Origin of the sequence: Lysobacter stagni (assembly GCF_030053425.1) — a bacterium.
Taxonomy (GTDB): domain Bacteria; phylum Pseudomonadota; class Gammaproteobacteria; order Xanthomonadales; family Xanthomonadaceae; genus Lysobacter_J; species Lysobacter_J stagni.
The window spans coordinates 816,486-842,767 of sequence record NZ_JASGBI010000001.1 but is presented as its reverse complement, the minus strand read 5'-3'; the positions used below and the strand labels follow the sequence as shown (position 1 = coordinate 842,767).

The 26,282-nt window shown below is 68.3% G+C and carries 20 protein-coding genes; 11 read left to right on the top strand and 9 right to left on the bottom strand.

Annotated features, from left to right (window positions below):
• Nucleotides 1-168 precede the first annotated feature (168 nt).
• The 3 genes from nagA to QLQ15_RS03725 all read right to left on the bottom strand — a co-directional run bounded on the left by nagA (nt 169) and on the right by QLQ15_RS03725 (nt 3,263).
• On the bottom strand, nt 169-1,320 hold the full coding sequence (nagA, locus tag QLQ15_RS03735) for an N-acetylglucosamine-6-phosphate deacetylase (protein WP_283211505.1): 1,152 nt from the start codon (nt 1,318-1,320) through the stop codon (nt 169-171).
• 148 nt (nt 1,321-1,468) lie between these two features.
• The gene (locus QLQ15_RS03730; protein ID WP_283213921.1) at nt 1,469-2,482 is read right to left on the bottom strand and encodes an SIS domain-containing protein; all 1,014 of its coding nucleotides are present in this window, start codon (nt 2,480-2,482) and stop codon (nt 1,469-1,471) included.
• Between the two features lie 37 nt (nt 2,483-2,519).
• Nucleotides 2,520-3,263 carry a GntR family transcriptional regulator gene (locus QLQ15_RS03725; protein ID WP_283211504.1) on the bottom strand — a complete coding sequence of 248 codons (744 nt, stop codon included), beginning with the start codon at nt 3,261-3,263 and terminating at the stop codon, nt 2,520-2,522.
• A 309-nt stretch (nt 3,264-3,572) separates the two neighbouring features.
• Here QLQ15_RS03725 and zwf point away from each other — a divergent pair, with 309 nt between their 5' ends.
• The 5 genes from zwf to QLQ15_RS03700 all read left to right on the top strand — a co-directional run bounded on the left by zwf (nt 3,573) and on the right by QLQ15_RS03700 (nt 8,854).
• Nucleotides 3,573-5,021: a glucose-6-phosphate dehydrogenase gene (gene zwf / locus QLQ15_RS03720; protein WP_283213920.1), complete on the top strand. Its 1,449-nt coding sequence runs from the start codon at nt 3,573-3,575 to the stop codon at nt 5,019-5,021.
• The gene (gene pgl, locus QLQ15_RS03715; protein WP_283211503.1) at nt 5,005-5,775 is read left to right on the top strand and encodes a 6-phosphogluconolactonase; all 771 of its coding nucleotides are present in this window, start codon (nt 5,005-5,007) and stop codon (nt 5,773-5,775) included. The genes zwf and pgl overlap by 17 nt, the downstream gene beginning before the upstream one ends.
• Before the next feature lie 6 nt (nt 5,776-5,781).
• The gene (edd, locus tag QLQ15_RS03710) at nt 5,782-7,617 is read left to right on the top strand and encodes a phosphogluconate dehydratase (protein WP_283211502.1); all 1,836 of its coding nucleotides are present in this window, start codon (nt 5,782-5,784) and stop codon (nt 7,615-7,617) included.
• An 85-nt stretch (nt 7,618-7,702) separates the two neighbouring features.
• Entirely contained in the window at nt 7,703-8,329 is a 627-nt protein-coding gene (eda, locus tag QLQ15_RS03705) for a bifunctional 4-hydroxy-2-oxoglutarate aldolase/2-dehydro-3-deoxy-phosphogluconate aldolase (protein WP_283211501.1), read from the top strand.
• Nucleotides 8,330-8,389: 60 nt separating this feature from the next.
• Nucleotides 8,390-8,854, top strand: coding sequence for a hypothetical protein (locus QLQ15_RS03700; RefSeq protein ID WP_283211500.1), 465 nt, complete (start codon nt 8,390-8,392; stop codon nt 8,852-8,854).
• 49 nt (nt 8,855-8,903) lie between these two features.
• Here QLQ15_RS03700 and QLQ15_RS03695 read toward each other — a convergent pair whose 3' ends face one another.
• From QLQ15_RS03695 to QLQ15_RS03680, 4 genes are all read right to left on the bottom strand, one after another.
• A complete protein-coding gene (locus QLQ15_RS03695) occupies nt 8,904-9,266 on the bottom strand; it encodes a cupin domain-containing protein (RefSeq protein WP_283211499.1) in 363 nt (120 codons plus the stop codon).
• A 186-nt stretch (nt 9,267-9,452) separates the two neighbouring features.
• Nucleotides 9,453-10,787, bottom strand: coding sequence for a peptidase MATCAP family protein (locus QLQ15_RS03690; protein WP_283211498.1), 1,335 nt, complete (start codon nt 10,785-10,787; stop codon nt 9,453-9,455).
• 82 nt (nt 10,788-10,869) lie between these two features.
• Nucleotides 10,870-11,925 carry a LacI family DNA-binding transcriptional regulator gene (locus QLQ15_RS03685; protein WP_283211497.1) on the bottom strand — a complete coding sequence of 352 codons (1,056 nt, stop codon included), beginning with the start codon at nt 11,923-11,925 and terminating at the stop codon, nt 10,870-10,872.
• A gap of 127 nt (nt 11,926-12,052) precedes the next feature.
• Entirely contained in the window at nt 12,053-13,354 is a 1,302-nt protein-coding gene (locus QLQ15_RS03680) for a sugar MFS transporter (RefSeq protein WP_283211496.1), read from the bottom strand.
• Nucleotides 13,355-13,740: 386 nt separating this feature from the next.
• On the opposite strand from QLQ15_RS03680, the gene QLQ15_RS03675 reads away from it, so the two are divergent.
• From QLQ15_RS03675 to QLQ15_RS03650, 6 genes are all read left to right on the top strand, one after another.
• Entirely contained in the window at nt 13,741-14,739 is a 999-nt protein-coding gene (locus QLQ15_RS03675; RefSeq protein ID WP_283213919.1) for a glucokinase, read from the top strand.
• Nucleotides 14,740-14,867: 128 nt separating this feature from the next.
• Nucleotides 14,868-17,534, top strand: a complete 2,667-nt coding sequence (locus QLQ15_RS03670) for a TonB-dependent receptor (protein WP_283211495.1) — start codon at nt 14,868-14,870, stop codon at nt 17,532-17,534.
• Between the two features lie 104 nt (nt 17,535-17,638).
• On the top strand, nt 17,639-20,023 hold the full coding sequence (locus tag QLQ15_RS03665; protein WP_283211494.1) for a family 20 glycosylhydrolase: 2,385 nt from the start codon (nt 17,639-17,641) through the stop codon (nt 20,021-20,023).
• A 183-nt stretch (nt 20,024-20,206) separates the two neighbouring features.
• On the top strand, nt 20,207-20,836 hold the full coding sequence (locus tag QLQ15_RS03660; RefSeq protein ID WP_283211493.1) for a tetratricopeptide repeat protein: 630 nt from the start codon (nt 20,207-20,209) through the stop codon (nt 20,834-20,836).
• Between the two features lie 260 nt (nt 20,837-21,096).
• On the top strand, nt 21,097-22,797 hold the full coding sequence (gene ggt / locus QLQ15_RS03655; protein ID WP_283211492.1) for a gamma-glutamyltransferase: 1,701 nt from the start codon (nt 21,097-21,099) through the stop codon (nt 22,795-22,797).
• A 4-nt stretch (nt 22,798-22,801) separates the two neighbouring features.
• The gene (locus QLQ15_RS03650; RefSeq protein ID WP_283211491.1) at nt 22,802-23,500 is read left to right on the top strand and encodes a 2OG-Fe(II) oxygenase; all 699 of its coding nucleotides are present in this window, start codon (nt 22,802-22,804) and stop codon (nt 23,498-23,500) included.
• Between the two features lie 9 nt (nt 23,501-23,509).
• Here QLQ15_RS03650 and QLQ15_RS03645 read toward each other — a convergent pair whose 3' ends face one another.
• Together QLQ15_RS03645 and QLQ15_RS03640 are read right to left on the bottom strand one after the other, a co-directional pair.
• Entirely contained in the window at nt 23,510-24,577 is a 1,068-nt protein-coding gene (locus QLQ15_RS03645) for an MBL fold metallo-hydrolase (protein ID WP_283211490.1), read from the bottom strand.
• 144 nt (nt 24,578-24,721) lie between these two features.
• Nucleotides 24,722-26,209 (bottom strand): AAA family ATPase, encoded by a 1,488-nt coding sequence (locus QLQ15_RS03640; protein ID WP_283211489.1) that lies wholly within the window; start codon nt 26,207-26,209, stop codon nt 24,722-24,724.
• Nucleotides 26,210-26,282 lie beyond the last annotated feature (73 nt).

Genomic DNA, 26,282 nt, shown 5'->3' with positions numbered 1-26,282 from the left:
CCCTCTCCCCTTGCAGGGCTGACAGGGACAGGCCGCCAACGGCGGCCAGGGAGAGGGGTGGGGCGGGTCAACAGCTCATCGGCGCGACGCGCTTCGCGCGCCCCCGCTTCCGGCGCTGCGCGCCACCTTCTTCCGCGAGGGGAGAAGGGGGAAGCAAAAGGACAAGGCCTATGCGGCGACCGCGTTCCCTTCGCCCGCGATCCAGGTCCCGTGCACCTGCAGATCGGTGTCCAGCACGACCAGATCGGCCCGATACCCCGGCGCGATGCGGCCCAGTTCGCCGCCCAGGCCGACGAAATCGGCCGGGTACTGCGACGCCATGCGGCAGGCCTCGTCCAGCGGAAGGCCGAGGCGGTGCACGGTGTTGCGCACTGCGGTGGCCATGTCGAGCGCGGAACCGGCGAGCGTGCCATCGGCGGTGGTGCACTGGCCGTCGCGGCAGGTCATGGTCACGCCGTACAGCTCGAAGTCCTCGCGCTCGCCGCCCACCGGCGGCATCGCGTCGGTGACCAGCATCATCTTTCCGCGCGGCCGCGCGGCGATGGCCACGCGCAGCGTGGCGTCGTGCACGTGGTAGCCGTCGACGATCAGGCCGCACCAGGCGTCCTCGTTCTCCAGCGCGGCGCCGACCGCCCCGGGCTCGCGCGAGTTCATCGGCGTCATCGCGTTGAACAGGTGCGTCACGCCGGTGATGCCAGCGGCGAAGCCGTCACGCAGTTGTTCGTAGGTCGCGGCGGTGTGACCGGCCGCGACGATCACGCCGCGTTCGACCAGCGCCCGCAGCGTGGCGGCATCGAAGCGTTCCGGCGCCAGCGTCATCAGCGTCACGCCGTCCGGGCCGAGCGCGGACACCACGTCGAGTTCGGCCCCATCGGGTGTGTGGAACTTCGACGGGTCGTGCACACCCTTGCGCGCGGCGTTGAGGTACGGGCCTTCCAGATGCAGGCCGAGCACGCCCGGCACCTGCTGCGCGATCGCCTCGCGCGTGGCGGCGACGGCGCGGCACATCACCGACACGTCATCGCTGATCAGCGTCGGCAGCAGGCCGGTGGTGCCGAACCTGCGGTGCGCCTGCGCGATGCGGCGCAGCCCATCGACCGTGGGTTCGTCGTTGAACAGCACGTCGCCACCGCCGTTGACCTGCGTGTCGATGAAGCCGGGTACCAGGTAGCGGCCCGCGAGGTTGACCACCTTCACGTCCTTCGGCGGCGGGCCCGGCAGGACGGCAACGAGGTGCCCGTCTTCGACGATGACGCTGAGGTCGGTCTCGAAGCCGCGGTCGGTGAGGATGCGGCCGTTGGTGAAGGCGATGGTGGTCATGTTCAGTCCTCGGAAGCGACTCCCTCCCCTGCTCGCAGGGGAGGGTTGGGGAGGGGTTGCGAAGCCGCGTCGCGGCGAGCTCGGCGCTGGCGCGCCTGACACCCCCTCCCAGCCTCCCCCTGCAGGCAGGGGGAGGGGATAAAAGCATTCAAACCGTCTCGGTGACCTTGTTGAGATGCGGCGGCACGTCCGGATTGTGTCCACGTGCGACCGCCAGCGCGTTCACCGCCTTGTAGAAACTCTGCACGGCCAGCAGCGGCGTCATCGCCGGATGCAACGACGTCGGCATCGGCAGCACGCCATCGCGCGCGGTAGCGCCCGGCCAGGTCAGCCACACCGGCGCGCCGCGCGCGCGGAATTCCTCGGCCACCGCGGCCGTGCCGCTGCCCGTGTCGTCGTCCTGCGCGAAGGCCAGTACCGGGAAGCCAGGGCCGACGATCGCCATCGGGCCGTGCTTCACCTCGGCCGACGAGAACGCCTCGGCATGCAGGCCGCAGGTTTCCTTGAACTTCAGCGCCGCTTCCTGCGCCGCACCGAGGCCGAGGCCACGGCCGACCACGAACAGATTGCGGGCGTCGACAAGTCCTGCGACCAGCGGCGACCAGTCCTGCGCCCACGCCGCGCGCAGCGCGTCGGGCAGGGCATCGACGGCAGCCAGCAGCTTCGCGTCGCCGCTCCAGCGTGCGGTGAACTGCAGCAGTGCGGCCAGCGAGCACAGGTAGCTCTTGGTCGCCGCGACGCTCGTCTCGGGGCCGGCGCGCAGCGGGATCACCGTGTCGGCCAGTGCGGCCAGCGGCGAATCCTCGACGTTGACCAGCGCCACCACGATGGCGCCGGCGGCCTTGGCGATCTCCGCGTTGCGCACCAGGTCCGGGCTCTTGCCCGACTGCGAGATCGCCACGAACAGCGCGCCGTTCAGATGCGGGCGCACCGCATAGACCGAGCCCACCGATGGCGAGGCCGAGGCCGTCACCAGCCCGAGTGTGGTCTCGAACAGGTACTTGCCGTACGTGGCGGCGTGGTCGGAACTGCCGCGCGCGCAGGTCACGATGAACGGCGGCGGCGCCTGCTTCAGGCGCCGCACGAGTGCATCGATGGCCGGCGCATTGGCGGCGAACTGGCGCGCCACGGCGTCGGCGGCTTCCTGCGCCTCCGCGTGCATGCGGGTGGCGGTGGGAATCAGGGGCTCGCTCAAGGGATCACTCGCTCTGCAGTTCGGCGACGAAGTCGTAGGCGTCGCCGCGGTAGAAGGATCGGGTGTATTCGACGACGCGACCGTCGTCGAGGAAGGTGCGGCGCTCGATGAAAAGGCCGGGACTGCCCTCGGGCAGATTCATCAGGCGTGCCTGTTCGGCGTCGAAGGCGATCGCGCGCAGACGTTGCAGGGCGCGCGTCGGACGCAGGCCCATCTTCTGGAAGGTCTCGTACAGCGAGTTCTCCACCAGCGACGGATCGGCCAGCACGGTCTGCGGCACCACGGTGCGTTCCAGCGCCAGCGCCATGTCGTCGGCGATGCGCAGACGGTAGTAACGCACCACCTGCGCGCCGGGCGAGAGGTTCAGCGCCATCGCCTCGTCGGGCGTCACCTCGCCGATGCCGCGCTCGATGAAGCGCGACTTCGGATCCAGGCCGCGCGCGCGCAGGTCGTCGGTGAAGCTGGTGAGCTTGGAGAACGACTTGACGATGCGCTCGGCCACGAACGTGCCCGAACCCTGGCGCTGCACCAGCAGGCCGTCGGCGACGAGGCCGGAAATGGCCTTGCGCACGGTCACGCGCGACAGGTCCAGCAGCTTGGTCAGCTCGCGCTCGCTCGGCAGGGCCTGGCCGGGCGTGAGCTCGCCGTTCTCGATGGCGTGCTGCAGCGTCCGGCGCAGATGCTGGTAGGCCGGGGCGCGTCGCGCTTCGGCCTGGCGCTCGAACTCGTTGACCAGATAGTCCTGCATGGGCTCACGATACCAGTGAGATACCAGTCGGGGCAAGGAAGCCTCTACGGCGGCGCACATCGGGTCGCCCAGTGCACCTGGCCCGGGTGATCTCCCGCTCTGCGCAGGGCGCTCTTCGCGCGACCATAACAGCAAGTGCCTGAAATTAAAGGCATCGCCTGTTCTGGTGGCCACTTCGGGCACCGTCCGGATTCCCACCAAGGCCGCATTGCACCTCTGGTATTTGACTGGTATCGTCAGTGGTATGGTTCTGGTCTACTTTCAACGGCAGTCCCTCCGGAGCGTCCCGTGAGTCCCCTTGTCGCGCCGATGGCGCCCTTCGATCTGATCATCTTCGGCGGTACGGGCGACCTGGCCCTGCGCAAGCTGCTGCCGGCCCTGTTCCACCGCTATGTCGACGGCCAGATCGTGGCCGGCACGCGCATCTTCGGCCTGGCCCGCGATACGCAGACCGACGAGGCCTACCGCGAACGCGTCCGTGAGGCGCTGCAGAAGAACCTCGCCTTCGACATGCGCGCACCCGCGGCGCTGGAGCCGTTCCTGCAGCTGCTGTCGTATCGCCGCATCGACCTGTCCGCCGACACCGGCTGGGCGGAACTGGCCGGCGAACTGTCCGATGAATCGCGCGTCCGCGTGTTCTACCTGGCGGTCGGCCCGGACCTGTTCGGCAGCGTCGGTGCGCGCCTGCAGGCGCACGGTCTCACCGGCGCGAACACGCGCGTGGTGGTGGAAAAGCCCATCGGCCACGACCGCGCCAGCGCGGACACGATCAACGACGCGCTCGGCCAGGTGTTCGCCGAATCGCAGATCTACCGGATCGATCATTACCTCGGCAAGGAGACGGTGCAGAACCTCACCGCGCTGCGCTTCGGTAATGCGTTGTTCGAACCGCTGTGGCGCGCCGAGCACATCGACCATGTGCAGATCACCGTGGCCGAGACCGTTGGCCTGGAGCGTCGCGCCAGCTACTACGACAAGTCCGGTGCCCTGCGCGACATGGTGCAGAACCACATGTTGCAGCTGCTGTGCCTGGTCGCGATGGAGCCGCCGCCGTCGCTGGCCGCCGACGCCATCCGCGACGAGAAGCTCAAGGTGCTGCGTTCGCTCAAGCCCATCGAGAACGGCTCGACCTCGCACCTCACCGTGCGTGGCCAATACCGCGCCGGCGCCGTCGAAGGCCGCCCGGTGCCGGGCTATCTGGAGGAACTCGGCAGCAAGGACTCGCGCACCGAAACCTTCGTCGCGCTCAAGGCCGAAGTCGCCAACTGGCGCTGGGCCGGCGTGCCGTTCTACCTGCGCACCGGCAAGCGCCTGTCCGAGCGCATGTCGGAAATCGTGCTGACCTTCCGCAAGGTGCCGCATTCGATCTTCGGCGACGAACCCGTCGCGCAGAACCAGCTGGTGATCCGCCTGCAGCCCGACGAGGGCGTGAAGCTGTGGATCGTCAACAAGATTCCCGGCCCTGGCGGACTGCGCCTGCGCCGCGTGCCGATGGACCTGAGCTTCGCCGAGACCTTCGGCGGCCGTCAGCCCGAGGCGTACGAACGCCTGCTGATGGATGTCGTCCGCGGCAACCCGATGCTCTTCATGCGCCGCGATGAAGTGGAGGCCGCATGGGCGTGGATCGATCCGATCCTGGCTGCGTGGCAGTCCAGCAACGAAGCGCCCAAACCCTACACCGCGGGCAGCTGGGGACCCAGCGCGGCCGTGGCCCTGATCGAACGCGATGGAAGGACGTGGCATGAGGACGCTGTCTAAGCGTGCATCTTTCAACCAGGCCGTCGCGGAGCGACTGACCGTGCTGACACCCGATCCGTTGCCCACGCGCGAACACCTGTTCGACGACAAGGAGCAGCTCGCCGTCGCACTGGCAAAGGCCGTTGCCGCCGACCTGCGTGGCGCGATCGCGCGTCGCGGAGCTGCGCGCCTGGCGGTGTCCGGAGGCACCACGCCGCGCGCGTTCCTGGTCGACCTGTCGAAGCAGACGCTCGATTGGGCGCACGTCACCGTGGTGCCCGTGGACGACCGCTGGGTCGCGCCGGACCATCCGCGCTCGAACGAACGCCTGTTGCGCGAGACGTTGTTTCAGGGCGCGGCCGCGCAGGCGCAGCTGCTGCCGCTGCGGCGTCCCGCGCCGACGCCCGAGGCCGCACTGCTGCCCGTGCTCACGCAGGTGGCGAACGAAGCGCTGCCGCTGGACGTGGTGGTGCTGGGGATGGGCGAGGACGGACACGTCGCTTCCCTGTTCCCGGACCTGCAGCGCCGCGACATCGGCCTGCAACCGAGCGGCCGCGCGCCCGTGCTCGCGATCCGCTCCACGTCCGCGCCGGAACCGCGCATGACGCTGACGCTGAGCGCGATCTTCACCGCACCGTCGCTGTACCTGCACATCGAAGGTGCGAAGAAACGCGAAGTGCTCGATGCCGCCGCGCGCGACCCGCGCTCGACGCTGCCGATCCGTTCCGTGCTGGCCGGTTCGCCGGTCGTGCCGATGCTGTACTGGAGTCCGTAAGTCCCCGTGGATACCTATCCCGCCCTGCATCCCGTCGTCGCCGACGTCACCGAACGCATTCGCAAGCGCAGTGCCGACCGTCGTGCCGCGTACCTCGCGCGCGTCGACGCCGCCTGCGGCCGCGGCCCGCATCGCGCCACGCTGTCGTGCGGCAACCTCGCCCACGGCTTCGCCGCCTGCGGCACCGACAAGGCCGCGTTGCGCGGTGGCGTTTCGCCGAACCTCGCCATCGTCAACGCGTACAACGACATGCTCTCGGCGCATCAGCCGCTCGAGCGCTTCCCGTTCCTGATCAAGAACGCCGCGCGCAGTGTGGGCGCCACCGCGCAGGTTGCCGGCGGCGTGCCGGCGATGTGCGATGGCGTCACCCAGGGCCGTGCCGGCATGGAGCTGTCGCTGTTCTCGCGCGAGGTGATCGCGCTGTCGACGGCGGTGTCGCTGTCGCACGACATGTTCGACGCCGCGCTCTACCTGGGCGTGTGCGACAAGATCGTGCCGGGGCTGCTGATCGGCGCGCTGAGCTTCGGCCACCTGCCGGCGATCTTCGTACCGGCCGGTCCGATGACCTCCGGCCTGCCCAACGATGAGAAATCACGCGTGCGCCAGCGCTACGCCGTCGGCGAGGCCACGCGTGAGGAACTGCTGGAAGCCGAGGCACAGAGCTACCACGGCCCCGGCACCTGCACGTTCTATGGGACGGCCAACTCAAACCAGATGCTGATGGAGATGATGGGCCTGCACCTGCCGGGTGCGAGCTTCATCAATCCGGACAACCCGCTGCGCGATGCGCTGACCGCGCAGGCCGCACGCCGCGCAGCGCAGATCACCGCGCTGGGCGACGACTACCGGCCGGTGGGCCGGATCATCGACGAGCGCGCGATCGTCAACGGCGTGATCGGCCTGCACGCCACCGGTGGCTCGACCAACCACCTGCTGCACCTCATCGCCATCGCAGCCGCTGCCGGCATCGAGCTGCGCCTGGAAGACTTCGACGCGCTGTCCTCGGTGGTGCCGCTGCTGGCGCGCGTGTATCCCAACGGCAGCGCCGACGTGAACCATTTCCACGCCGCGGGCGGCATCGCCTTCCTGATCGGCGAACTGCTCGACGCCGGCCTGCTGCACGGCGACGTCGAAACCATCGCCGGACCGGGCCTGGCGCGCTACCGCGTCGAAGCGCGGCTGGCGCCGGAACAGCAGGTCGATTACGTCCCGGCCACCGAGCGCAGTGGCGATCCCACGGTCCTGCGCCCGGTGGCCGAGCCGTTTCGCGCCGATGGCGGACTGCGCGTGCTGCACGGCCCGCTGGGCACGGCGGCGATCAAGGTTTCCGCGGTCCCGGAGGACCGGTGGGTCGTCGAAGCGCCGGCACGCGTGTTCTCCGAGCAGTCGCAGGTGAAGGCGGCGTTCGATCGCGGCGAACTCGACCGCGACGTCGTCGTGGTCGTGCGCTTCCAGGGTCCGCAGGCCAACGGCATGCCCGAACTGCACCAGCTCACGCCGACGCTGAGCGTGCTGCAGAAGCGTGGGCACCGCGTCGCGCTGGTCACCGATGGGCGCATGTCGGGCGCGTCGGGCCAGGTGCCCGCGGCGATCCACGTCAGCCCCGAGGCCGCGGTGGGCGGTCCGCTGGCGAAGCTGCGCGATGGCGACATCGTGCGCGTCGATGCGGTCGGCGGCACCTTGCAGGTGCACGTGCCCAAGGACGAATGGGAATCGCGCGAGAACGCGACCACGGACCTGACGGCTTCGCACTTCGGCATGGGCCGCGAGCTGTTCTCGGTGTTCCGCAATGCGGCCGCACCGGCGGACCTGGGTGGCGGGATCTTCAACCCGGGTTCCTGATTCTTGCCCCTCCCCTGCAGAAGCAGGGGAGGGAGCCTGAAACTCATTCGACGCGATCCATGCGTCAACAACTGGAGAAACGAAAGTGGGCCTGCTGGAATCCGTACTGCACGTCGCGCCGGTGATGCCGGTGGTGGTGATCGAAGACGCAAGGCACGCCGTGTCGCTCGCGCGCGCGCTGGTCGCCGGCGGCATTCCCGCCATCGAGATCACGCTGCGTACGCGTGCTGCGCTGGATGCGGTACGTGCGATCGCCAACGAGGTCGACGGTGCGATCGTCGGCGTGGGCACCGTGCGCAAGCCGCAGGACCTGGTCGACGCACGCCAGGCAGGCGCGCGCTTCGCCGTGTCGCCGGGTTCGACGCCGGACCTGATCGCAGCCGCCAAGGACCAGCCGCTGCCGTGGCTGCCGGGCGCTGCCACCGCGAGCGAGGCGATGACGTTGTCCGAGCACGGCTTCATCTTCCAGAAGTTCTTCCCCGCCGAAGCCGCCGGTGGCGCCCCGGCCCTGCGTTCGCTGCACGGCCCGCTGCCGGAGATCCGCTTCTGCGCGACCGGCGGCATCGGCGCGCACAACGCCCGCGATTACCTAGCCACGCCGAATGTCGCCTGCGTGGGCGGTTCGTGGATCACGCCCTCGCGCCTGGTCGCGGCGGAAGAGTGGGGCGCCATCGAAGCGCTGGCACGCGCGGCGACGCTGCTGCGCGCTTGAGGCGCCACCCGCCCGGGCTTGCCCGGGCTCGGGCGTTGGCCATCGGCTAATCTGCGACGGATGAGCCAACCTGCGACCTGGGACAACTCGCGCGCCCACTTCGCGCCGGACGGTGCGCTGATCGACTTGATCGTGCCGGGTTCCGGGCACGCGAGGCATTGGGAGGCGCTATGGACCGCACTGCGTGCGAGCTCGTTCGAACTACGGGCGACGAAGGATGGCGTGCGGATACCGCTGCCGGAAACCGCTGCGTGCGCGCTCGCGCAGCGCGCGACCGTCGGTGTCATGGCCACCATCGATGGGGGTGGCATGACGGCGAACTGGCACTTCTTCGAAGGCGACATTGAAGTCGACCTGGACCCGCGCGACATCGGCGACGAACGCGCATTCGAGTTCGTACTGGAGCTCATGCAAACGATGGCCAACGCGATCGGGCTTCGTGTATGGGCCACGCCGGAAGGCGGTGCCGTAGCTCGCGCGTTCCTGGTGGCAATGCGGGGCGGCGAAGCGGTGCAAGCGGTCTGACCTCGGCAACGCAGCCGGGCGAACGCTCGCCCGGGCTGCGGTGTCAAACCTATTTCTTCAGCTCTATCACGAGCGTGCGGATGGGCTTGCCGCTCTCGTTCACCGTGTCGTGCGTGACCGGCCCGCTCCATGCGACCTCGCCGGGCTTGCGTTCCATTTCCTTCACCGTGCCGGCGGAGTCGGTCTGCTTCGCCTTGCCACCGGTCAGGAAGACGACGAGCTGATCGGTCTTGTGCTCGTGAACGCCGGTGCTCGCACCGGCCGGCATGTTCAACTCGATGACGCGCACGTCGGCGTTGTCCAGCACGACCTTCGCGTTCTTGCCTGCGCTCTGGACCAGGTCCTGGGCCGGAGCGAGGACGGGTAGCAGCGCCGCGCATGCGGCGATTCCCATCAGCGTGGTGTGTTTCATGGATGGAACCTCCCTGCTCGTTGCGGGCGAGCGGGAACGTCCGGCTTCAGGGCATGTCGCGGGGCATGTCGGGGGTGGCCGTCGGGCGCTCGCCAGAAGGCCCGACGTGACGGGTCCCCCGCCGGGTCGGGTGGCCGGTCGGGGCCTGCAAGCTAACGCGGGGCGCGGTCGCGACCGGCCTTTGTGTCAGTTGATGCCGGATTCCTCGATCACCTCGTCCTCGAATTCGACGAAGCGCTGCAGGTCCAGGCGGTCCAGGCGCAGGCGCTGGGTGGCGGTGGAGAAGGCCATGGTCGCCAGCACGCGCTGCGGGTCGCGCGCCCAGGGCGGTACGTACATCGGTGGCGCGATCAGGCCGTTCTCGCGGAACGGGGCGAGTTCGATGACGTCGGCGGTGGTCAGGCGCCCGGCGAACAGCATCGGCAACAGTTCCCCGCGCCCTTCCTGCAGCGCCTTGCGCACGAACACGTGCACGATCATCACGCCTTCCAGGTACGCGCCGTCCTTGGTGAAGCACACGCTGCCTCGCACATCGCCGCCGCGGAAGATACGCGAGGCGCTGCGATAGCTTTCGACCTCATTCTGCCCGGCTTCGAGAAAGCCCTTGAACACCTCGATGAAGTCGGCTCCGTCCAGCGCCTGCTTCACCATCACCACGCGCAGTGCGATGCGCCGCAACCGCGCGATGTCGAGTGCGCCGGTGACGATCTCGGAGAAGGTCGCCAGGCCTTCCTGCACGCGCGTCGTGCGCGGCGCGCCCACGCCAAGCGAATGCAGGTGCGGCTGATGCATGCCGTTGAGCAGCGTGGCGGTGTGGATGAAAGCTTCGTGCTCGACGAGCTGGTTGAGGTCGCGTTCGGAGAACATCGCCGTGGCGCGCAGGCTGATGCGGCGGCTGCCGGCGGTGGCCTTGGACGACAGTTCCGGGTCCAGCACCACCTTCACGTCGTCGTGGCTGAAGAACGGGCCGATGCGTTCGCGAAGCCGCTGTGCGAACTCGTCGGCGGGAATGTCGGACGGCACCTCCGGCAGGCGGCGGCTGTCGATCAGGTCATCGGTGATGGTCAGCACTTCGCGCGCGCTGTCGACGTTGGTGACGTCCTGGCTGCGATAGCGGTAGTCCGGCCGGCCGTAGAGCAGGGCGGAGCAGCGCGTGAACTCCGGCGTTCCGATGGCCTGCAGCATGTGCGCGGCGACGCAGTAGCTCCAGGCGGTCTTGTAGAGCCAGCGTCCGACGGGATGGCGCCGGTCGATCTCCTGCATCAGCGCGCGCAGGCTTTCGATGGTCGTGCCCAGGTCCACCGGCGTGGTCTGCGGGCTGGGCAGCTCCGGTTGCCCGGCGCGCCATTGCGCGAGGAAGCGATCCTCCATGTCGCTCGGCCAGCCGATGGCCTTGAGCACGCAGACCTTGCGGCCGAGGGCGACGAGTTTTCGATCCTGTTCCAGCAGCCGCGCGATGGCCGGATCCTGGAGGATCGCCAGGGTCTGCTCGGGGGACGCGAGTTCCGCGGTGGCGTTCATGACCTGGCTCCCGATGCCTGCGTTCAGGAGCGGTAGCAGAGCACCGGCCGCGTTTGTCGGCCGTGAGCGCGGGCGCTTCCGGTCAGGTCTTCGGGCGTGGCGGCGCGGTTGAACCGCGCACGACCAGCTCGGGGCTGAAACCCTCGTTGGGCAGTTCGCGCGCCGGATGTTCGCGGATTTCCTGCAGCAGCCGGTGTGCTGCGTGGCGCGCGATGTCCTGCGTGGCCTGCTTGGCCGTGGTCAGTGCCGGCCAGCTCTGCTTGGAGAACGGGCTGTCCTCGAAGCCGGCGATGGACAGGTCGTAGGGCACGTTCATGCCGCTGGACTTGGCCGCGGCGAGCACGCCGGCGGCGATCTCGTCGTTGCTGCCGAAGATCGCGGTGGGGCGGTCGGGCAGGGCCAGCAGGCGTCGCGCGCCGCGGAAGCCGTCGTCGAAGGAGTAATCGCCTTCGACCACCAGCTCCGGATCGAGCGCGATGCCGTATTCGCGCAGCGCGTCCTCGTAGCCCTTGTAGCGCTCCCACGAGGACCCGTGCGACTTGCCGCCCCAGAGGAAGCCGATGCGGCTGTGGCCCAGCTGGATCAGGTGCTCGGTGATGTCGTAGGCGGCGTCGCGGTCGTCCACGTATACACAGGCGCTGCCGTCCTGCGGGTCCGCGGCTGCGGAGACGATGCGCACCAGCCGCACGCCGTGCGCGACCAGCTCGGTCACCAGTTCGTTGCGCTCGGACATCGGCGGCGCCAGCACCAGGCCTGCCAGGCGCGAGTGCTGCACCAGGTCGATCAGCTCGGAAGCCAGGTTCTTCGACGACGAATCGCAGGGGTGGATCTGCAGGCCGTAGCCGGTCTCGCGGCACACCGACAGCACGCCGGCCTGCACCGCGATGACGTAGTAGGGGTTCGGGTTGTCGTAGACCAGACCCAGCGCGTAGGGCTGCGCGCTGCGCAGGCTGCGTGCCGACGGATCGGGCTGGTAGCCCAGCTCGGCGATGGCCTGGCGCACGCGCTCGCGCGTGCTGGTCTGCACGCTGGGCTCGTCGTTTATCACGCGCGAGACGGTCTTCAGCGAGACTTCGGCTCGCTCGGCGACGTCCTTGATGGTGGGTCTGCGCGACGCGGTTTCGTGTGGTTTCGACATGCCTGCCGCCGGTGGAACCGCCGCGGAAGTCCGCGGCGGGAATGCGTTAAGCGTAACCACCCGCTCCCGCGATGGGAACGACGTGCGCTGGCGTGTGGTCATTTTTCACGCGGATTACCGACCACCGTCATCCGTTCTGCGCTGCCGGTACCCCGGCCACGCCGTGGCCGATGGCGTGGCCGCGCAGCGCGAAGAACAGGATGTACAGGTAGCAGGGCACCATCAGCACCAGGAACACCAGCTGGAAGTCGTACACCTGCTTGAGGTGCACGAACATCTGCGGAAGCACCGCGCCGCCGGCGATGCCCATGATCAGCAGCGCCGAACCGTACTCGGTGAAGCGGCCCAGGCCCTGGATTGCCAGCGGGAAGATCGCCGGCCACATCATCGCGTGCGCGAAGCCCAGCGCGGCGACGAAGCCCACCGAGGCATAGCCCTTGGTGAGGAACGCGCCCAGCGTGAGCACCACGCCGAGCACCGCCGACAGGGTGAGGTAGCGTTCCTGCGAGATGAAGCGCGGGATGGCGATCAGCCCCACCACGTAGCCGGCGAGCATGCCGAACAGCGTGAACGAGGTGAAGAACTTGGTGCTGTCCAGCGGCAGGCCGAAACCCTGCCCGTAGGTGCCGATGGCATCGCCCGCCATCACCTCCACGCCCACGTAGACGAAGATGCACAGCGCACCCAGCCATACGTGCGGAAACTGGAACAGGCTGGTCTTGCGGCTGCCGCGCGCGCCGTCGTCGGCGTTGACTTCTTCCGGGCGGATTTCCGGCAGCGGCGAGAACACGATGCCCACCGCCAGCAGCGCCAGCAGGCCCGCCATGAACATGTACGGGTCGTGGATGCGCGAGGCGAACTCGTTGAGCAGCTGCTCCTTCGTCGCTGCGTCGGCGTTGGCCACCTGCGCCGAGAGGTCGCCCATGCCATGCATGACCAGCGTGCCGATGACCAGCGGCGCCAGGATGCCGGCGACCTTGTTGCAGATGCCCATCACCGCGATGCGCTGCGCCGCGCCTTCGATCGGGCCGAGGATGCTGATGTAGGGATTGGACGCCGTCTGCAGGATCGCCAGGCCTGCGCCGATCACGAAGATGCCGGTCACCGCGCCGCCGTAGACGCGGGCGGTCGTGTACTGGCCGAACACCACCGCGCCCACCGCCATCAGGAACAGGCCCAGCGCCATGCCCTTCTTCATGCCGGTCTTCTTGAGGATCAGCGAGGACGGCAGCGCCAGCACGAAGTACGAAATGTAGAAGGCGAACGGAATCAGGAACGCCAGCGATTCGCTCACGTTGAAGGCGAGCTTGGCGAACGAGATCAGCGGGCCGTTGAGCCAGGTGACGAAGCCGAAGATGAAGAACAGCGCGCCGATGATCGCGATGGATCCGTAGTGGCTGCGCGAGGCGGCAGGCGTGGACGTGGACATGCGGATTCCCCTCCCAAGGAATGCGGTCTGGGACATCGCCTTTGACCTGCACGACATCCGGTGGAGCAACGTTGTCACAAGTCGCCGTCATGCGCCATAGAGGGCCTCTACGGGCCCTCAAGCCGCGTCGTGTATGCGTTTTCACCTGCTGCGACGCAGCAAAAAATGCCGTTCGTCGGTCGTGACACCGGTGTTTCTGACAATTTCATAACTTCTGGTTGACAACGTTGTCAGGGCCGCGCCAATCTCGGCCCCGTCGGTGGGGAGCCGGCGGAAAGCGGAGGGAACATGCGGTGGGACACGAAGGCAACACCAGGCCGGTCATGCCATCCCGAGAGCGCGCTGCGCATGCGCGGCGTCCGCGGGTGAGCGCCGTGCCGCCGCTGATGCAACCGGAAACGCGCTTCATCGCCGCCGACGTGGGCGGCACGCATACGCGTGTCGGCCTGGTCCGCGCCGGTGGCGCCGGCGAGTCGGCGGTCGTGGTGCTGGCGCATCGCAAGTACGTCTGCGCCGATTACCCCAGCCTGGCGGCCATCCTGTCCGACTTCATGTCCGGCAACGCCGCCTGCGCGGGCATCGACCGCGTGGCCATCGCCAGTGCCGGCGTCGTGCTGGACGACGTGGTCATCAATGCCAACCTGCCGTGGCGCATCTCGCTGGTGGAACTGCGCACCGACCTGCGCCTGAGCGAGCTGCACTTCATCAATGATTTCCAGGCCGCCGCCCATGCCGCGCAGTGCATGGACCCGGCCGATTCGCTGCTGCTGACGCCGGGCGTCAGCGCCGGCGCGCGCGGTCCCGTACTGGTCGTCGGCCCGGGCACCGGGCTGGGCGCTGCGGTACGCATTCCCCATCGCGGCGGCACCGTGGTGCTTCCGACCGAGGCCGGTCATACCGCCTTCGCGCCGGGCAACGCGCGTGAAGTCGCGATCCTGCAGTGGGTCCGCGAACGCGGAATGACCCACGTGCCCACCGAACGTTTCGTGTCCGGTCCGGGCCTGGTGAACCTCTACGACGCGATCTGCGCCATCGACGGTCTCGAGCCGGCGCTGCGCGCGCCCGCCGCGATCACCGAAGCCGCGCGTCGCGGCGACGCCTCCGCGCGCGAAGCGGTGCTCACGTTCTGCGCACTGCTGGGCAGCGTGATCGGCGACCTGGTCATCGTCAGCAGCGCCAAGGCGGTGTTCATCGCCGGCGGCATCCTGCCGCAACTGAAGGATTTCCTGCCGCACAGCGCGTTCCATGCGCGTCTGCTGGACAAGGGCGTGATGCACGCCGCGCTGGAACGCGTGCCGGTGCGCCTGATCGAGAACGAGCGCCTGGGCGTGATCGGCGCCGCCAGCTGGTACCTGGAACACCTGTCGCAGGAATACGGCGCGTAGGCGCCACGCAGTACCGGACAACGGCGTCGTTCCCGCCGATGCGGAAACGACCCAGGAAACTGGCTCTGTAACGCCGACGCAAGAAACGGCCGAGCGGAGTCACACATCAGCCCGTGGGAGGGAGAGCAATGAAGCTTCGCAAGACCATGCTATCGGCCAGTATCGTCGCGGCCCTCGGCTTTGCCGGGTCGGCTGTGGCGCAGGAAACCGCCACCGTCGCGCAGTCCTCGGCAGCCGCCCAGGACGCCAAGGACCTCGACACCGTCGTCGTGGTGGGTATCCGCGCCAGCCAGGAAAAGTCGCTGGACACCAAGCGCAACGCGGGGTCCCACATCGAAGTGGTGACCGCCGAAGACGTGGGCAAGCTGCCGGCGCATAACGTCGCCGACACGCTGCAGCGCCTGCCGGGCGTGAGCACCAGCTCCTCCAGCGCCAACGAGGGTGGCTTCGACGAGAACGACCGCATCAGCCTGCGCGGCACCAGCCCCAGCCTGACGCAGACCCTGGTCAACGGCCACACCATCGGCAGCGCCGACTGGTTCATCCTCAGCCAGGTCGAGACCGTCGGCCGCAGCGTCAGCTACTCGCTGCTGCCTTCGGAAATCGTCAGCCAGGCGGTGGTCCACAAGACCTCCGAGGCCAAGTTCGTCGAAGGCGGCAGCGCCGGCTCGGTGAACGTGATCACCCGCAAGCCGCTGGAGTTCGCCAACCAGATCTCGGCCGAAGGCTCGATCGGCGCGGTCTACTCCGACCTGCCGGGCACGACCAAGCCGCAGCTCAGCGGTCTGTTCAACTACAAGAACGACGCCAACACCTTCGGCTTCATGGCGCAGGCGTTCTACCAGGAACGCGAGCTGCGTCGCGACGGCCAGGAAATCGTCGGTGGTTTCTCGACCATCTCGGCGACCGATCCGGTCGCGGCGACCAACCCGGACCTGATCGGCGTGAAGTACCCCAGCCTGCCGGGCTCGGTGTACTTCACCCAGACGCGTGAGCGCATGGGCGGCCTGATCGAATTGCAGGCCAAGCCCAGCGACGACCTCACCCTGGGCCTGAGCGCCTTCTACTCCGACATGGATGCGGCGAACTACAACCGCAACTACATGCTGTGGACCGGCAACTTCGTGCCCAACCAGGCACCGCTGCCGGGCTATGTCGTGCAGAACGGCGTGCTGGTGAAGGCCGATTACGCCGCCGCGCCGAGCGCGCCGGGCTACGGCATCTACGACATGATCTCGCGTCCGGAATCGGCCGCGAAGACCGGTTACGTCACCTTCGATGCCGCCTGGGACATCAGCGACAAGGTCTCGATGAAGGGCCAGGTCGGCACGACCAAGGGCACCGGTTCGACCCCGACGCAGAACATCGCCGAGGTCGTCACGGGCCGCAGCGGCGGCGGTTGGCAGGTGCGCGGCACCGACAACACCGTCAACTGGTACCTCAACAACCCGTCCGGCCCGACCACCGATGGCTTCGGCACCTGGGGCATCCAGTACTACGACGTCATCGACAAGGAAGACTGGATGACGGGCGACTTCACCTGGTTCGGCAACGGCACGCTGTCCTCGGTGGACTTCGGCGCGCGCTACGCCGACCACACCCGTGAGGTGAACAGCCCGTTCGGTTCCGATCCGGGCGACATCGCCGGCGCGCTGGCCGGGGCTCCGGTCGGTTCCTATCCGGGCGACTTCGGCACCGGCCTGGGCGGCAGCTTCCCGACCAACGTCTGGTACTTCACGCAGGGTGCGCTGGAGAACGCGGTCAACAACAACTCCACCGTCCGCAAGGACGGCGCGCGCCACAACTACGGCAGCGAGTTCAACATCAACGAAGAGAACCTGGCGCTGTACGTGCAGGGCAACTTCGAGGGTGACAACTGGACCGCCAACGCCGGCCTGCGCTACGTCGACATCGACCAGGACATCAAGTACTACCGTGGCCTGGCCGGTACGGCCGTCACGCCGGACGTGAGCAGCCTGTTCGGCGACTTCCAGCGCGTGCGCGACCAGAACTCGCACAGCAAGGTCCTGCCCAGCGCGAACTTCCGCTACAACATCAACGAAGACCTGGTGCTGCGCCTGGCGGCGTCGCAGACGATGACGATGCCCGACTACTCGGCCCTGGCCGGTGCGGTGTCGCTGTCGAACCTGACCCACACCGGTACGTCGGGTAACTCGGACCTGGATCCGATCGTCTCGACCAACTTCGATGCGTCGCTGGAGTGGTACTTCGTCGAGCGCGGCCTGCTCTCGCTCAGCCTGTTCTCGATGGATCTGGACAACTACGTCAAGTACGGCACCGAGACCCGTGCCTACGTGAACGACCAGAACGGCATGATCGAGAACTACGAGGTCACGCTGCCGATCAACAGCGACGGCAAGGTCCGTGGCGCCGAAGTCTCGTACGAGCAGCCCTTCGGCGACTACTTCGGCGTGCAGGCGAACTACACCTACACCGATGCCGAAGCCGATGGCGGCGACCCGCTGGTGGGTGCCTCGAAGAACACCTGGAACCTGTCGGCGTACTTCGAGAACGACCAGTTCAACGCCCGCATCGGTTACACGTTCCGCTCGTCGTTCTACCACGGCATGCTGCGCGCCAATCAGTACTTCCAGGACGACTTCGGCACGCTGTCGGCCTCGGTCGGCTGGAAGGCGACCGACTGGATGTCGATCACCCTGGACGCGCTCAACCTGAACGACCCGACGCTGAACTACTTCGTGGCCGACGGCGCCCCGCAGGCGTTCTACAACAACGGTCGCCAGTACTATCTGAACTTCCGCTTCAAGTACTGATCCACCGTGGTTTGACGGTGTGATGCACCACAGCGGGCCCGGTCATGCCGGGCCCGCTTGCGTTCGGCGCCGAGAACGCGGCGCAACCAACACATGAGGGAACGATGAAGCCGCAATCCGCATTGCATGTCGTGGCCGCACTGGCGCTGGCCTGCTCGCTGGCGTCGTGCCAGCGCGACGCTGCGCCCGCCGGCACCGCTTCGCAGGAAGCCGCAGGCCCGACCGGAACCCAGGCCATGTCGCCGGCACAGATCACGCCCGTGATCCCGCTGCCCGCCAAGGTCGACACGCGCGAAGGCCATTACACGCTGGGCGCGCAGTCGCGCATCGCGGTGGTGGGCGACGACGCCCAGGCGCTGCGCATCGCACAGGATTTCGCCACGCGCCTGCAGCAGGCGCGCGGATTCACCCCGCAGGTCGGCGGCGCGCGCGAAGGCGCGGCCGTGGTGTTCGCGCTGGATCCGGCCATCGCGCCGGCAGGCGACGAGGCCTACGTACTGGACATCACGCCGCAGGGCGTCACGGTCACGGCGCGCGCGCCGGCCGGTCTGTTCTACGGTGCGGTGACCTTGTGGCAGCTGGCCACCGCCGACGGCGGGAAGGGCGAAGCGGCCATTGCAGCGCAACGCATCGAGGACGCGCCGCAGTTCGCGTGGCGCGGCCTGATGCTGGACGTCGCGCGCCACTTCCGCACGCCCGACGAAGTGAAGGCCGTCATCGACCAGATGGCGCTGCACAAGCTCAACACCTTCCACTGGCACCTGACCGACGACCAGGGCTGGCGCATCCAGATCAACCAGTATCCGAAGCTGACCGAAATCGGTGGCTGCCGCATTCCCGCCGGCGCGGCCGGCAAGGATGCCAAGGGCAAGCCGAAGCCGTACTGCGGCTTCTACACGCAGGACGAAATCCGCGACGTGGTGAAGTACGCCGCCGACCGCTTCGTCACCGTGGTGCCGGAGATCGACCTCCCCGGCCACGCGCAGGCCGCCATCGCCGCGTATCCGGAGCTGGGCGTGACCGGCCAGAAGCCGCCGGTGTCGCCGGACTGGGGCGTGAACACCTGGCTGTTCAAGCCGGACGAGAACACCCTGAAGTTCCTGGAAAACGTGCTGGACGAAGTCGCCGCGCTGTTCCCCGGCAAGTACATCCACCTGGGCGGCGACGAAGCGGCCAAGGACCAGTGGGAGAAGTCGCCGGCGGTCCAGGCCAAGCTGCGCGAGCTGGGTCTGAAGGATGAGATGCAGCTGCAGAGCTGGTTCATGGGCCAGCTGGGCAAGTACATCGAAGGCAAGGGCAAGCGCATGCTGGGCTGGGACGAGATCCTGGAAGGCGGTCCGCCCGCGGACGCCACCGTGATGTCGTGGCGTGGCACCGAAGGCGCCATCGAAGCCGCGCGTGCCGGCCACGATGTCGTGCTCGCACCGGCGCCGGACCTGTACCTGGACCACGTCCAGAGCGACGGCCCGGACGAAACGCCCGGCCGGCTCGGCGTCGAATCGCTGGAGGACCTCTACGGCTTCAAGGTCGTACCGGTGCAGCTGAGCGCGGACCAGGCCAAGCAGGTGCTGGGCGCGCAGGGCAACCTGTGGACCGAACACCAGCGCACCTTCGATCGCGTGCAGCGTTCGCTGTTCCCGCGCGCCGCCGCGCTGGCCGAAGTGACCTGGACGCCCGATTCGCGCCGCGACTGGAAGGATTTCCTCCAGCGCATGGCGCCGCAGATGGCGCGTTATCAGGCCACCGGCTTCCATGCGGCCGACAGCGCCTTCGCCGTTCGCTTCTCGCCGCAGCCGGCCGAGGCGGGCCAGGGATCGCTGGCGCTGTCCAACCAGACCGGCTTCGGCACGATCCGCTTCACCACCGACGGCAGCACGCCAACCGCGACTTCGCCGGAGTACACGCATCCGCTCACGCTGCCGCTGCCGACCACGGTGCAGGCCAATGCCTTCGCCGACGGAAGACCGCTGGCGGCCACGCGCACGTTCGTGCTCGATACCCACAGCCTGCTGGCGCGCGGCAGCCACGCGCTGCGCTCGTGCAAGCAGGACCTGATGCTGCGTATGGAAGACGACGCCCCGGCCGACGGCAAGGACGGCGACCGCACCCTCCTGCTCGCCGACGTGTTCGATCCGTGCTGGATCTACGACGAGGCGCCGCTGGACGGCATCGGCACCCTGCAGGTGCGCGTGGGCCAGCTGCCGCACAACTTCCAGCTGTGGAAGGACGCCAGCAAGGTGGTGACGCGCCCGGCGAAGATCGAAGGCGGCGCGCTGGAAGTGCGCCTGGACAACTGCGAAGGCGAGCCGGTCGTCACCCTGCCGCTCAAGCCCGCGCGCAAGTCGCCCGGTCTGACCACGCTGGAGGCCACGCTGCCGACCCTGGCCGGCCGCCACGACCTGTGCTTCACCTTCGCCTCGGGCGAGTACAACCCGATGTGGGTCGTGGACGAAGTGGCCCTCCTGCCGCGGGGACCGGCGACGCCGTGAACCGCCGCGCCGTTCCGGACCCCCTCCAATGTCATGGGAGGCGGTCCGGAGTGGGGCAGACCTTGCCGTTGTCGGCCTCGCGAAACGCACGGCTTGGCCGATAATCCGGACCGGGACATCCAGACGCTCCGATCCGGGCTCAATGCGGGTTAGGATTGCTGCGTTGCATCAGGGGGATTCGACATGCTTGTTCGCAGTCTTTTCGCGGCCGCGCTGCTGGCCGTTACGGGCGCCGTTTCGGCGCAGTCCTTGCCCAAGCCGGCGGAGTTCTACTTCGACCTCGACGCCAATACGCTGCGGCCAATCACGCCCGTACGCGAAACCGGCGACGTGGCGATGGCCAAGCTGGCCAAGGCGATCGAGCGCAATCCGCGCGCCAATGCCGAGGCCGCCCAGCTGGCCCACCTGGCGATGGAAGCCGGTCGTGCCGAACTGGGTCGCCAGCTTTACGGCCGCGCCCTGGGTTCGCTGGACCGCAGCGACTCACTGCGCCGCGCCATCGTGTGGAATTACGGCTGGGACCTGTACCGCGCCGGCGACGCCGAAGGCGCGCTCGCGCAGTGGCGCACTCTCGTGGAGATGCGTGGCGTGACCGCCGCGTGGATGCCGCCGACCCTTGCCCTCGCGCTGTGGACCGCCGGCCGCAAGGACGAGGCGGTGCAGTGGTACGCCGCCGCCGTGCGCACCGAGCCGCACCAGTGGAACACCACCGGCCAGTACGCCCGCCTGCTGCCTGACTGGCACGACGCCGAGCGTTCGCTGCTGGGTGAAGTGCAGGCGGCCTGGGCGAGCAATCCGCCGACCTGGCCGTAAGCCCCACTCCCAGGCCGCCTGCGGCCTGTCCCTCTCCTGCAATGGGAGAGGGAGGAAGCCTGGCCTACTGACGAGCACGCTCCTTCCTTCTCCCCTCGCGGGAGAAGGTGGCGCGAAGTGCCGGAAGAGGCGGCGACGCTAAGCGTCGAACCGGATCGCGCGCACATACGCGACCGTCCGGTCCAGTGAGCACACGATCGGCACGCCACGCCGTGCGGGGCCCGCGCTAGGATGCGGCTTTCCCCGTTGCCTGGCCGCCCATGCGTCTGCTGTTCACCGCTGCACTCCTCAGCCTTCCCTTCACCGCCATGTGCGCAGACCGCATTACCGGCAAGCCGTTCGCAACGCGCAGCGAGGTGTACGCACCGCACGCCATCGCCGCGACCTCCCATCCCCTGACCACGCAGATCGCGCTGGACGTGATGAAGGCCGGCGGCAGCGCGGTCGACGCGGCGATCGCCGCCAACGCCGCGCTGGGCCTGATGGAACCCACCGGTAACGGTGTCGGCGGCGACCTGTTCGCCATCGTGTGGGATCCGAAGACGAAGAAGCTCTACGGCTACAACGGCTCCGGCCGTTCGCCGAAATCGCTGACGCTGGCCGAGTTCCAGCGCCGTGGCCTGAAGGAGATCCCGCCGCACGGGCCGCTGCCGGTGACCGTGCCGGGCACGGTGGATGCGTGGTTCGCGCTGCACGACCGTTTCGGCCGCAAGCCGATGAGCGAGAACCTCGCGCCGGCCATCCGCTACGCGCGCGAAGGCCATCCGGTGCATGAAGTGATCGCGTACTACTGGGGCCGCAGCGTGCCCACGCTGTCCAAGTGGCCAGGTTTCACCGAGCAGTTCACGGTGGATGGAAAGCGCGGTCCCCGCACCGGCGAGATGTGGAAGAACCCCAACCTCGCTAGCACGCTGGAAAAGATCGCCAACGGTGGCCGCGACGCGTTCTACAAGGGCGACATCGCGCGCACCATCGATGCCTACTTCAAGGCCAACGGCGGTTTCCTGAGCTATGACGACCTCGCTTCCCACAAGGGCGAATGGGTCGAGCCGGTCAGCACCAACTACCGCGGCGTGGATGTCTGGGAGCTGCCGCCGAACGGGCAGGGCATCGCCGCGCTGCAGATCCTCAACCTGCTCGAACCCTACGACCTGAAGTCCTACGGCTTCGGCAGCCCCGAGCATGTGCACCTGTTCGCCGAGGCCAAGAAGCTGGCCTTCGCCGATCGCGCCGCGTCCTATGCCGATCCGGATTTCTACAAGACGCCGGTCGCCACGCTGATCTCGAAGCCCTACGCGCGCGAGCGCGGCAAGCTGATCTCGATGGACAAGGCCGCCCAGGCCGTCGAGCCGGGCGTCATCCCGCAGCTCAACGAAGGCGACACCATCTACATGACCGTCGCCGACGCGGACGGAATGATGGTCTCGCTGATCCAGTCCAACTACCGCGGCATGGGCAGCGGCATGGCGCCTCCGGGCCTGGGCTTCATCTTCCAGGACCGCGGCCAGCAGTTCGTGTTGAAGGAAGGACACCCCAATTCCTTCGCACCGGGCAAGCGTCCGTTCCACACCATCATTCCCGCCTTCGCCACCAAGGGCGGCAAGCCGTGGCTGAGCTTCGGCGTGATGGGCGGCGCGATGCAGCCGCAGGGCCACGCGCAGATCATCATGAATCTCGTGGACTTCGGCATGAACCTGCAGGAAGCCGGCGATGCGCCGCGCATCCAGCACGACGGCAGCACCGATCCGGAAGGCCAGCTCACGGCGATGACCGACGGCGGCGAGCTCGACCTGGAGACCGGCTTCTCGTACGAAACCGTGCGCGCGCTGATGCGCAAGGGGCATTCGGTGCGTTTCGCCGACGGCCCGTACGGCGGCTACCAGGCGATCATGGTCAATCCGAATGGCGGCTACGTCGGCGCCAGCGAGTCGCGCAAGGACGGCCAGGCCGCCGGGTATTGACCGAATGATCGGCGACCGCGTCGACGTTGCGTTGTGCCGCGAGCAGCTGCGCGAACGCGGCCGTGCGCAGGTCGCCGACTACCTGCAGCCGCCCGTCGCGGAGCGGCTGCAGGAGTGCCTTGCACACGAGGTGCCCTGGACGCTGGCCGTGCGCGACGGCACCGGCGCCAGGACCATCGAACACGCCGCCTATGCGGCGATGGACGAGGCGGAATCGGCACGCCTGCTGTCCAGCGTCGCCGATGCGAAGGGCGAATTCCGCTTCGCCTACGAAAGCTACATGATGGTCACCGCGTACCAGGAAGGTCGCGATCCCGACCTGGCCCTGCATCGGGTGCTGGAGGTGTTCAACTCGCCGCAGTACCTCGCCTTCGTGCGCGAACTCACCGGCGATCCGCGCATCCGTCGCGTCAACGCGCAGGCCACGCGCTATCGCGCAGGCCATTTCCTGCGTTACCACACCGACGCCGAATCGCGTGAAGGCCGTCTGTACGCGTACGTCCTCAACCTCACCCGCGACTGGCAGGCGGACTGGGGCGGGCTGCTGCAGTTCATCGACGGCGAGGGCCGCATCACCGACACCTTCCTGCCGCGGTGGAACACGCTGTCGCTGTTCAAGGTGCCGACCGGCCACGCGGTATCGCTGGTCGCGCCGTGGGCCGAACAGGACCGCATGGCGATCACCGGCTGGTTCCTGAGCTGAGCGTCGACGTCAGCCTTCGCCCTGTTCGATGGGTTGGCCGGTCGCCTCGCGATAGGCGGCATCGCTGAAGGGCTGCGTCCAGTAACGGTCGAACCAGCGCGACAGCCACGCATCGTCGCCGACGAAACCCGCGCGTTCGGCCGACAGATCCACCTTCGCGCGCGTCTGCTCCATCGTCAGACCCGCCTTGGCCAGCGGCGCGACCGCCGCGCGCGTGCGATCGATCAGTTCGATCTCGCGGTCGACGTAACCCGCATCGCGCATCGGCGCGCCGTGCCCGGGAATCCACACTGCGGGTCGTTTCGCCTTCAGTGCGGCCAGCGACCTGGCCCATTGCGCCGGGTACGCGTTGAAACCGAACGGGATCGGCGCGACCACCAGATCGCCCGTCACCATCGCGCGCTGTTTCGGCAGCCAGGCAACCAGATCGCCGTCGGTATTGCCGCGACCCGGATGCCACAGCTCGACCGGACGCTTCGCATCGTCCAGGCGCAGACGCTCGGAGAACGTTCGCGTGGGAACCACCACATAGAGATCGCGTGTGTCGTCGCGGTACTGATGGAACAGACGTTGCGCCGCCTCGAAGCCTGCGCGTTCCGTCGCGGCCAGTTCCGGTTTGGCGAGCATGTCGCGCACGAAGCCGTCCGCGCCGTCCAGGCGCTGGTCGAAGGCGGCCTGCAACGCCGCATCCGGTGCGCCTTTCGGGTACGCCTTCATCGAGCGCCCCGCCAGGTGAGAGGCAGTGACATCGGTGGCGATAACCTGCACCCCCGGCCATTCCCGCGCGATGGCCGACAGGCCGAGCACGTGGTCGCCGTGCCAGTGGCTGATCGCCACCGCCTTCACCGGCTTGTCGCTGACGCTGCGCACCAGTTCGACGATGCGCCGGCCTGCACCGGGTGAGCCGCCTGCATCGATGAGCACCAGCCCGTCGGCTTGCTCGATCACGGTGACATTGCCGATCGGCTGCACCTGGAACGGCTGCGGTTGCGCGATCACCCACACGCCGTCGTCGATGCGCGAGATGCGTTGGAAGTAGCCGTCGGCTTCGGTGGGTGCGCGGTCAGGTGCCGGCATGGCAGCGTGCGCGCCAGCGGCGAGCACCGTCAGGACGGCTGCGAGAAACCGGACGATCGGGCGCATGCGAGGGCACCGCGAAGGGACGGTGCCGATGCTGGATCCCCCGCGGCCGCCGCGCACGGCCCGGAGGTCACGGTGACCTCAGTCCGCGGGCACCGTCCGCGTGCTGGCCCATTCGCGCAGGCCCTGCACCTGTTCGGCCATCAACACCGACAGCGGACGCGCCTGCTTCAGTTCGGCGCGCAGGGTGAAATCGCTCAGCGGCGCCTTGGCCGCATGCGCGGCGTAGAGCGCGGCGACGATGGCCTGTTCGATCTCCGCGCCGGAGAAACCCTCGCTGGCCGCCACCAGTCCCGTCAGCTCGAACGCGGTCGGCTGCAGGCCACGTCGGCGCAGATGCAGTTCGAACAGGCGCTCGCGCGCGGTGGGCGTGGGCAGGTCGACGAAGAAGATCTCGTCGAAACGGCCCTTGCGAAGCAGTTCCGGTGGAAGCGCGTCGATCTGGTTCGCGGTGGCCACCAGGAACACGCGCGAGTCCCGCTCGGCCATCCAGGTCAGCAGGTAGCCCAGCACGCGCCGCGACACACCGCCATCGGTGTCGCCGTCGCCGCCACCCAGGCCCTTCTCGATCTCGTCGATCCACAGCACGCACGGTTCCAGCTGTTCGGCCGAGGACAGCGCGGCGCGCAGGTTCTTCTCGGTCTCGCCGTGGAACTTGTCGTACAGCGTGCCGAAATCCAGGCGCACCAGCGGCACGCCGAAGCCGGTCGCGACGGCCTTGGCCAGCATCGACTTGCCGCAGCCCTGCACGCCCAGCAGCAGCACGCCGCGGGGCGGGTCCAGCCCCGGCGGCACGTCGCCGCTGGCGAACACGTCACGGCGCTGCTCGATCCAGCGCTTGAACCGCGCCGCGCCCGCCACTTCGTCCATGCGCGCAGGATCGTATTCGTAATGCAGGTGGCCGCTGCGGTTGAGCAGCTCGAACTTCAGCTTGGCCAGCTGCGGAAGATCGTCCGGGCCGAGCGCTCCGTCCTCGAAGATCAGATGGCGCGCGATGCGGCGCGCGTCGATGGGATCCAGGCCGCGCAGGTTGCGCACGATCTGCTTCACCACCTCGCCGTCCACTTCCACGCGACGGCCGCCGTGTTCGCGCGCGTAGTTCTCCGCTTCCTCGCGCACCAGCTTGAGCAGGGCGTTGGCATCGGGCAGGCGCGGCGTGTAGCGCACCGCCAGCGCTTCCAGTTCCGAGGGAAGCTCGACCTTGTGTCCCACCAGCACCAGCACGTGCGGCTGGCAATCGCGCCGCTGCACGATGTCGCGCAACTGGCGCTGCGTACCCGCGTAGCCCAGGTAGGGGTGGAAATCGAGCAGCAGGTAGATGCCGCGCTGGTCGGCGTTGCGGATGGCCTGCAGCGTGTTGGAGGCGTCCGGCGCGATTTCCGCCGGATCTTCCTTGTCCAGATCGATGCGACGCAGGCCTTCGGTGATCGACCAGCGGTGCAGGGCGCGCCAGACGTGCATGAGGGCTTGGCGGAACAGTTCGACCACGCGTGCTTCGTCGCGGGTCTCGATGACGATGAGGGGCGTGTTGGCGCGGATGAGCGCGGTGAGGTCCTGCAGTTCGGTCATCGCGGCCGGGTTCGTCCTTGTCGGAGCGGCGATGATAGCGGGCATGCGGTGGCTTGAGCCGGCGCGCGCCAGC

Excerpts from the sequence above, each read along its gene's own strand:
- nagA (WP_283211505.1), bottom strand. The coding sequence starts at position 1,320 with ATGACCACCATCGCCTTCACCAACGGCCGCATCCTCACCGACCGCGGC.
- QLQ15_RS03730 (WP_283213921.1), bottom strand. The coding sequence starts at position 2,482 with ATGCACGCGGAGGCGCAGGAAGCCGCCGACGCCGTGGCGCGCCAGTTC.
- QLQ15_RS03725 (WP_283211504.1), bottom strand. The coding sequence starts at position 3,263 with ATGCAGGACTATCTGGTCAACGAGTTCGAGCGCCAGGCCGAAGCGCGA.
- zwf (WP_283213920.1), top strand. The coding sequence starts at position 3,573 with ATGGCGCCCTTCGATCTGATCATCTTCGGCGGTACGGGCGACCTGGCC.
- pgl (WP_283211503.1), top strand. The coding sequence starts at position 5,005 with ATGAGGACGCTGTCTAAGCGTGCATCTTTCAACCAGGCCGTCGCGGAG.
- QLQ15_RS03700 (WP_283211500.1), top strand. The coding sequence starts at position 8,390 with ATGAGCCAACCTGCGACCTGGGACAACTCGCGCGCCCACTTCGCGCCG.
- QLQ15_RS03695 (WP_283211499.1), bottom strand. The coding sequence starts at position 9,266 with ATGAAACACACCACGCTGATGGGAATCGCCGCATGCGCGGCGCTGCTA.
- QLQ15_RS03690 (WP_283211498.1), bottom strand. The coding sequence starts at position 10,787 with ATGAACGCCACCGCGGAACTCGCGTCCCCCGAGCAGACCCTGGCGATC.
- QLQ15_RS03685 (WP_283211497.1), bottom strand. The coding sequence starts at position 11,925 with ATGTCGAAACCACACGAAACCGCGTCGCGCAGACCCACCATCAAGGAC.
- QLQ15_RS03680 (WP_283211496.1), bottom strand. The coding sequence starts at position 13,354 with ATGTCCACGTCCACGCCTGCCGCCTCGCGCAGCCACTACGGATCCATC.
- QLQ15_RS03675 (WP_283213919.1), top strand. The coding sequence starts at position 13,741 with ATGCAACCGGAAACGCGCTTCATCGCCGCCGACGTGGGCGGCACGCAT.
- QLQ15_RS03670 (WP_283211495.1), top strand. The coding sequence starts at position 14,868 with ATGAAGCTTCGCAAGACCATGCTATCGGCCAGTATCGTCGCGGCCCTC.
- QLQ15_RS03665 (WP_283211494.1), top strand. The coding sequence starts at position 17,639 with ATGAAGCCGCAATCCGCATTGCATGTCGTGGCCGCACTGGCGCTGGCC.
- QLQ15_RS03660 (WP_283211493.1), top strand. The coding sequence starts at position 20,207 with ATGCTTGTTCGCAGTCTTTTCGCGGCCGCGCTGCTGGCCGTTACGGGC.
- ggt (WP_283211492.1), top strand. The coding sequence starts at position 21,097 with ATGCGTCTGCTGTTCACCGCTGCACTCCTCAGCCTTCCCTTCACCGCC.
- QLQ15_RS03650 (WP_283211491.1), top strand. The coding sequence starts at position 22,802 with ATGATCGGCGACCGCGTCGACGTTGCGTTGTGCCGCGAGCAGCTGCGC.
- QLQ15_RS03645 (WP_283211490.1), bottom strand. The coding sequence starts at position 24,577 with ATGCCGGCACCTGACCGCGCACCCACCGAAGCCGACGGCTACTTCCAA.
- QLQ15_RS03640 (WP_283211489.1), bottom strand. The coding sequence starts at position 26,209 with ATGACCGAACTGCAGGACCTCACCGCGCTCATCCGCGCCAACACGCCC.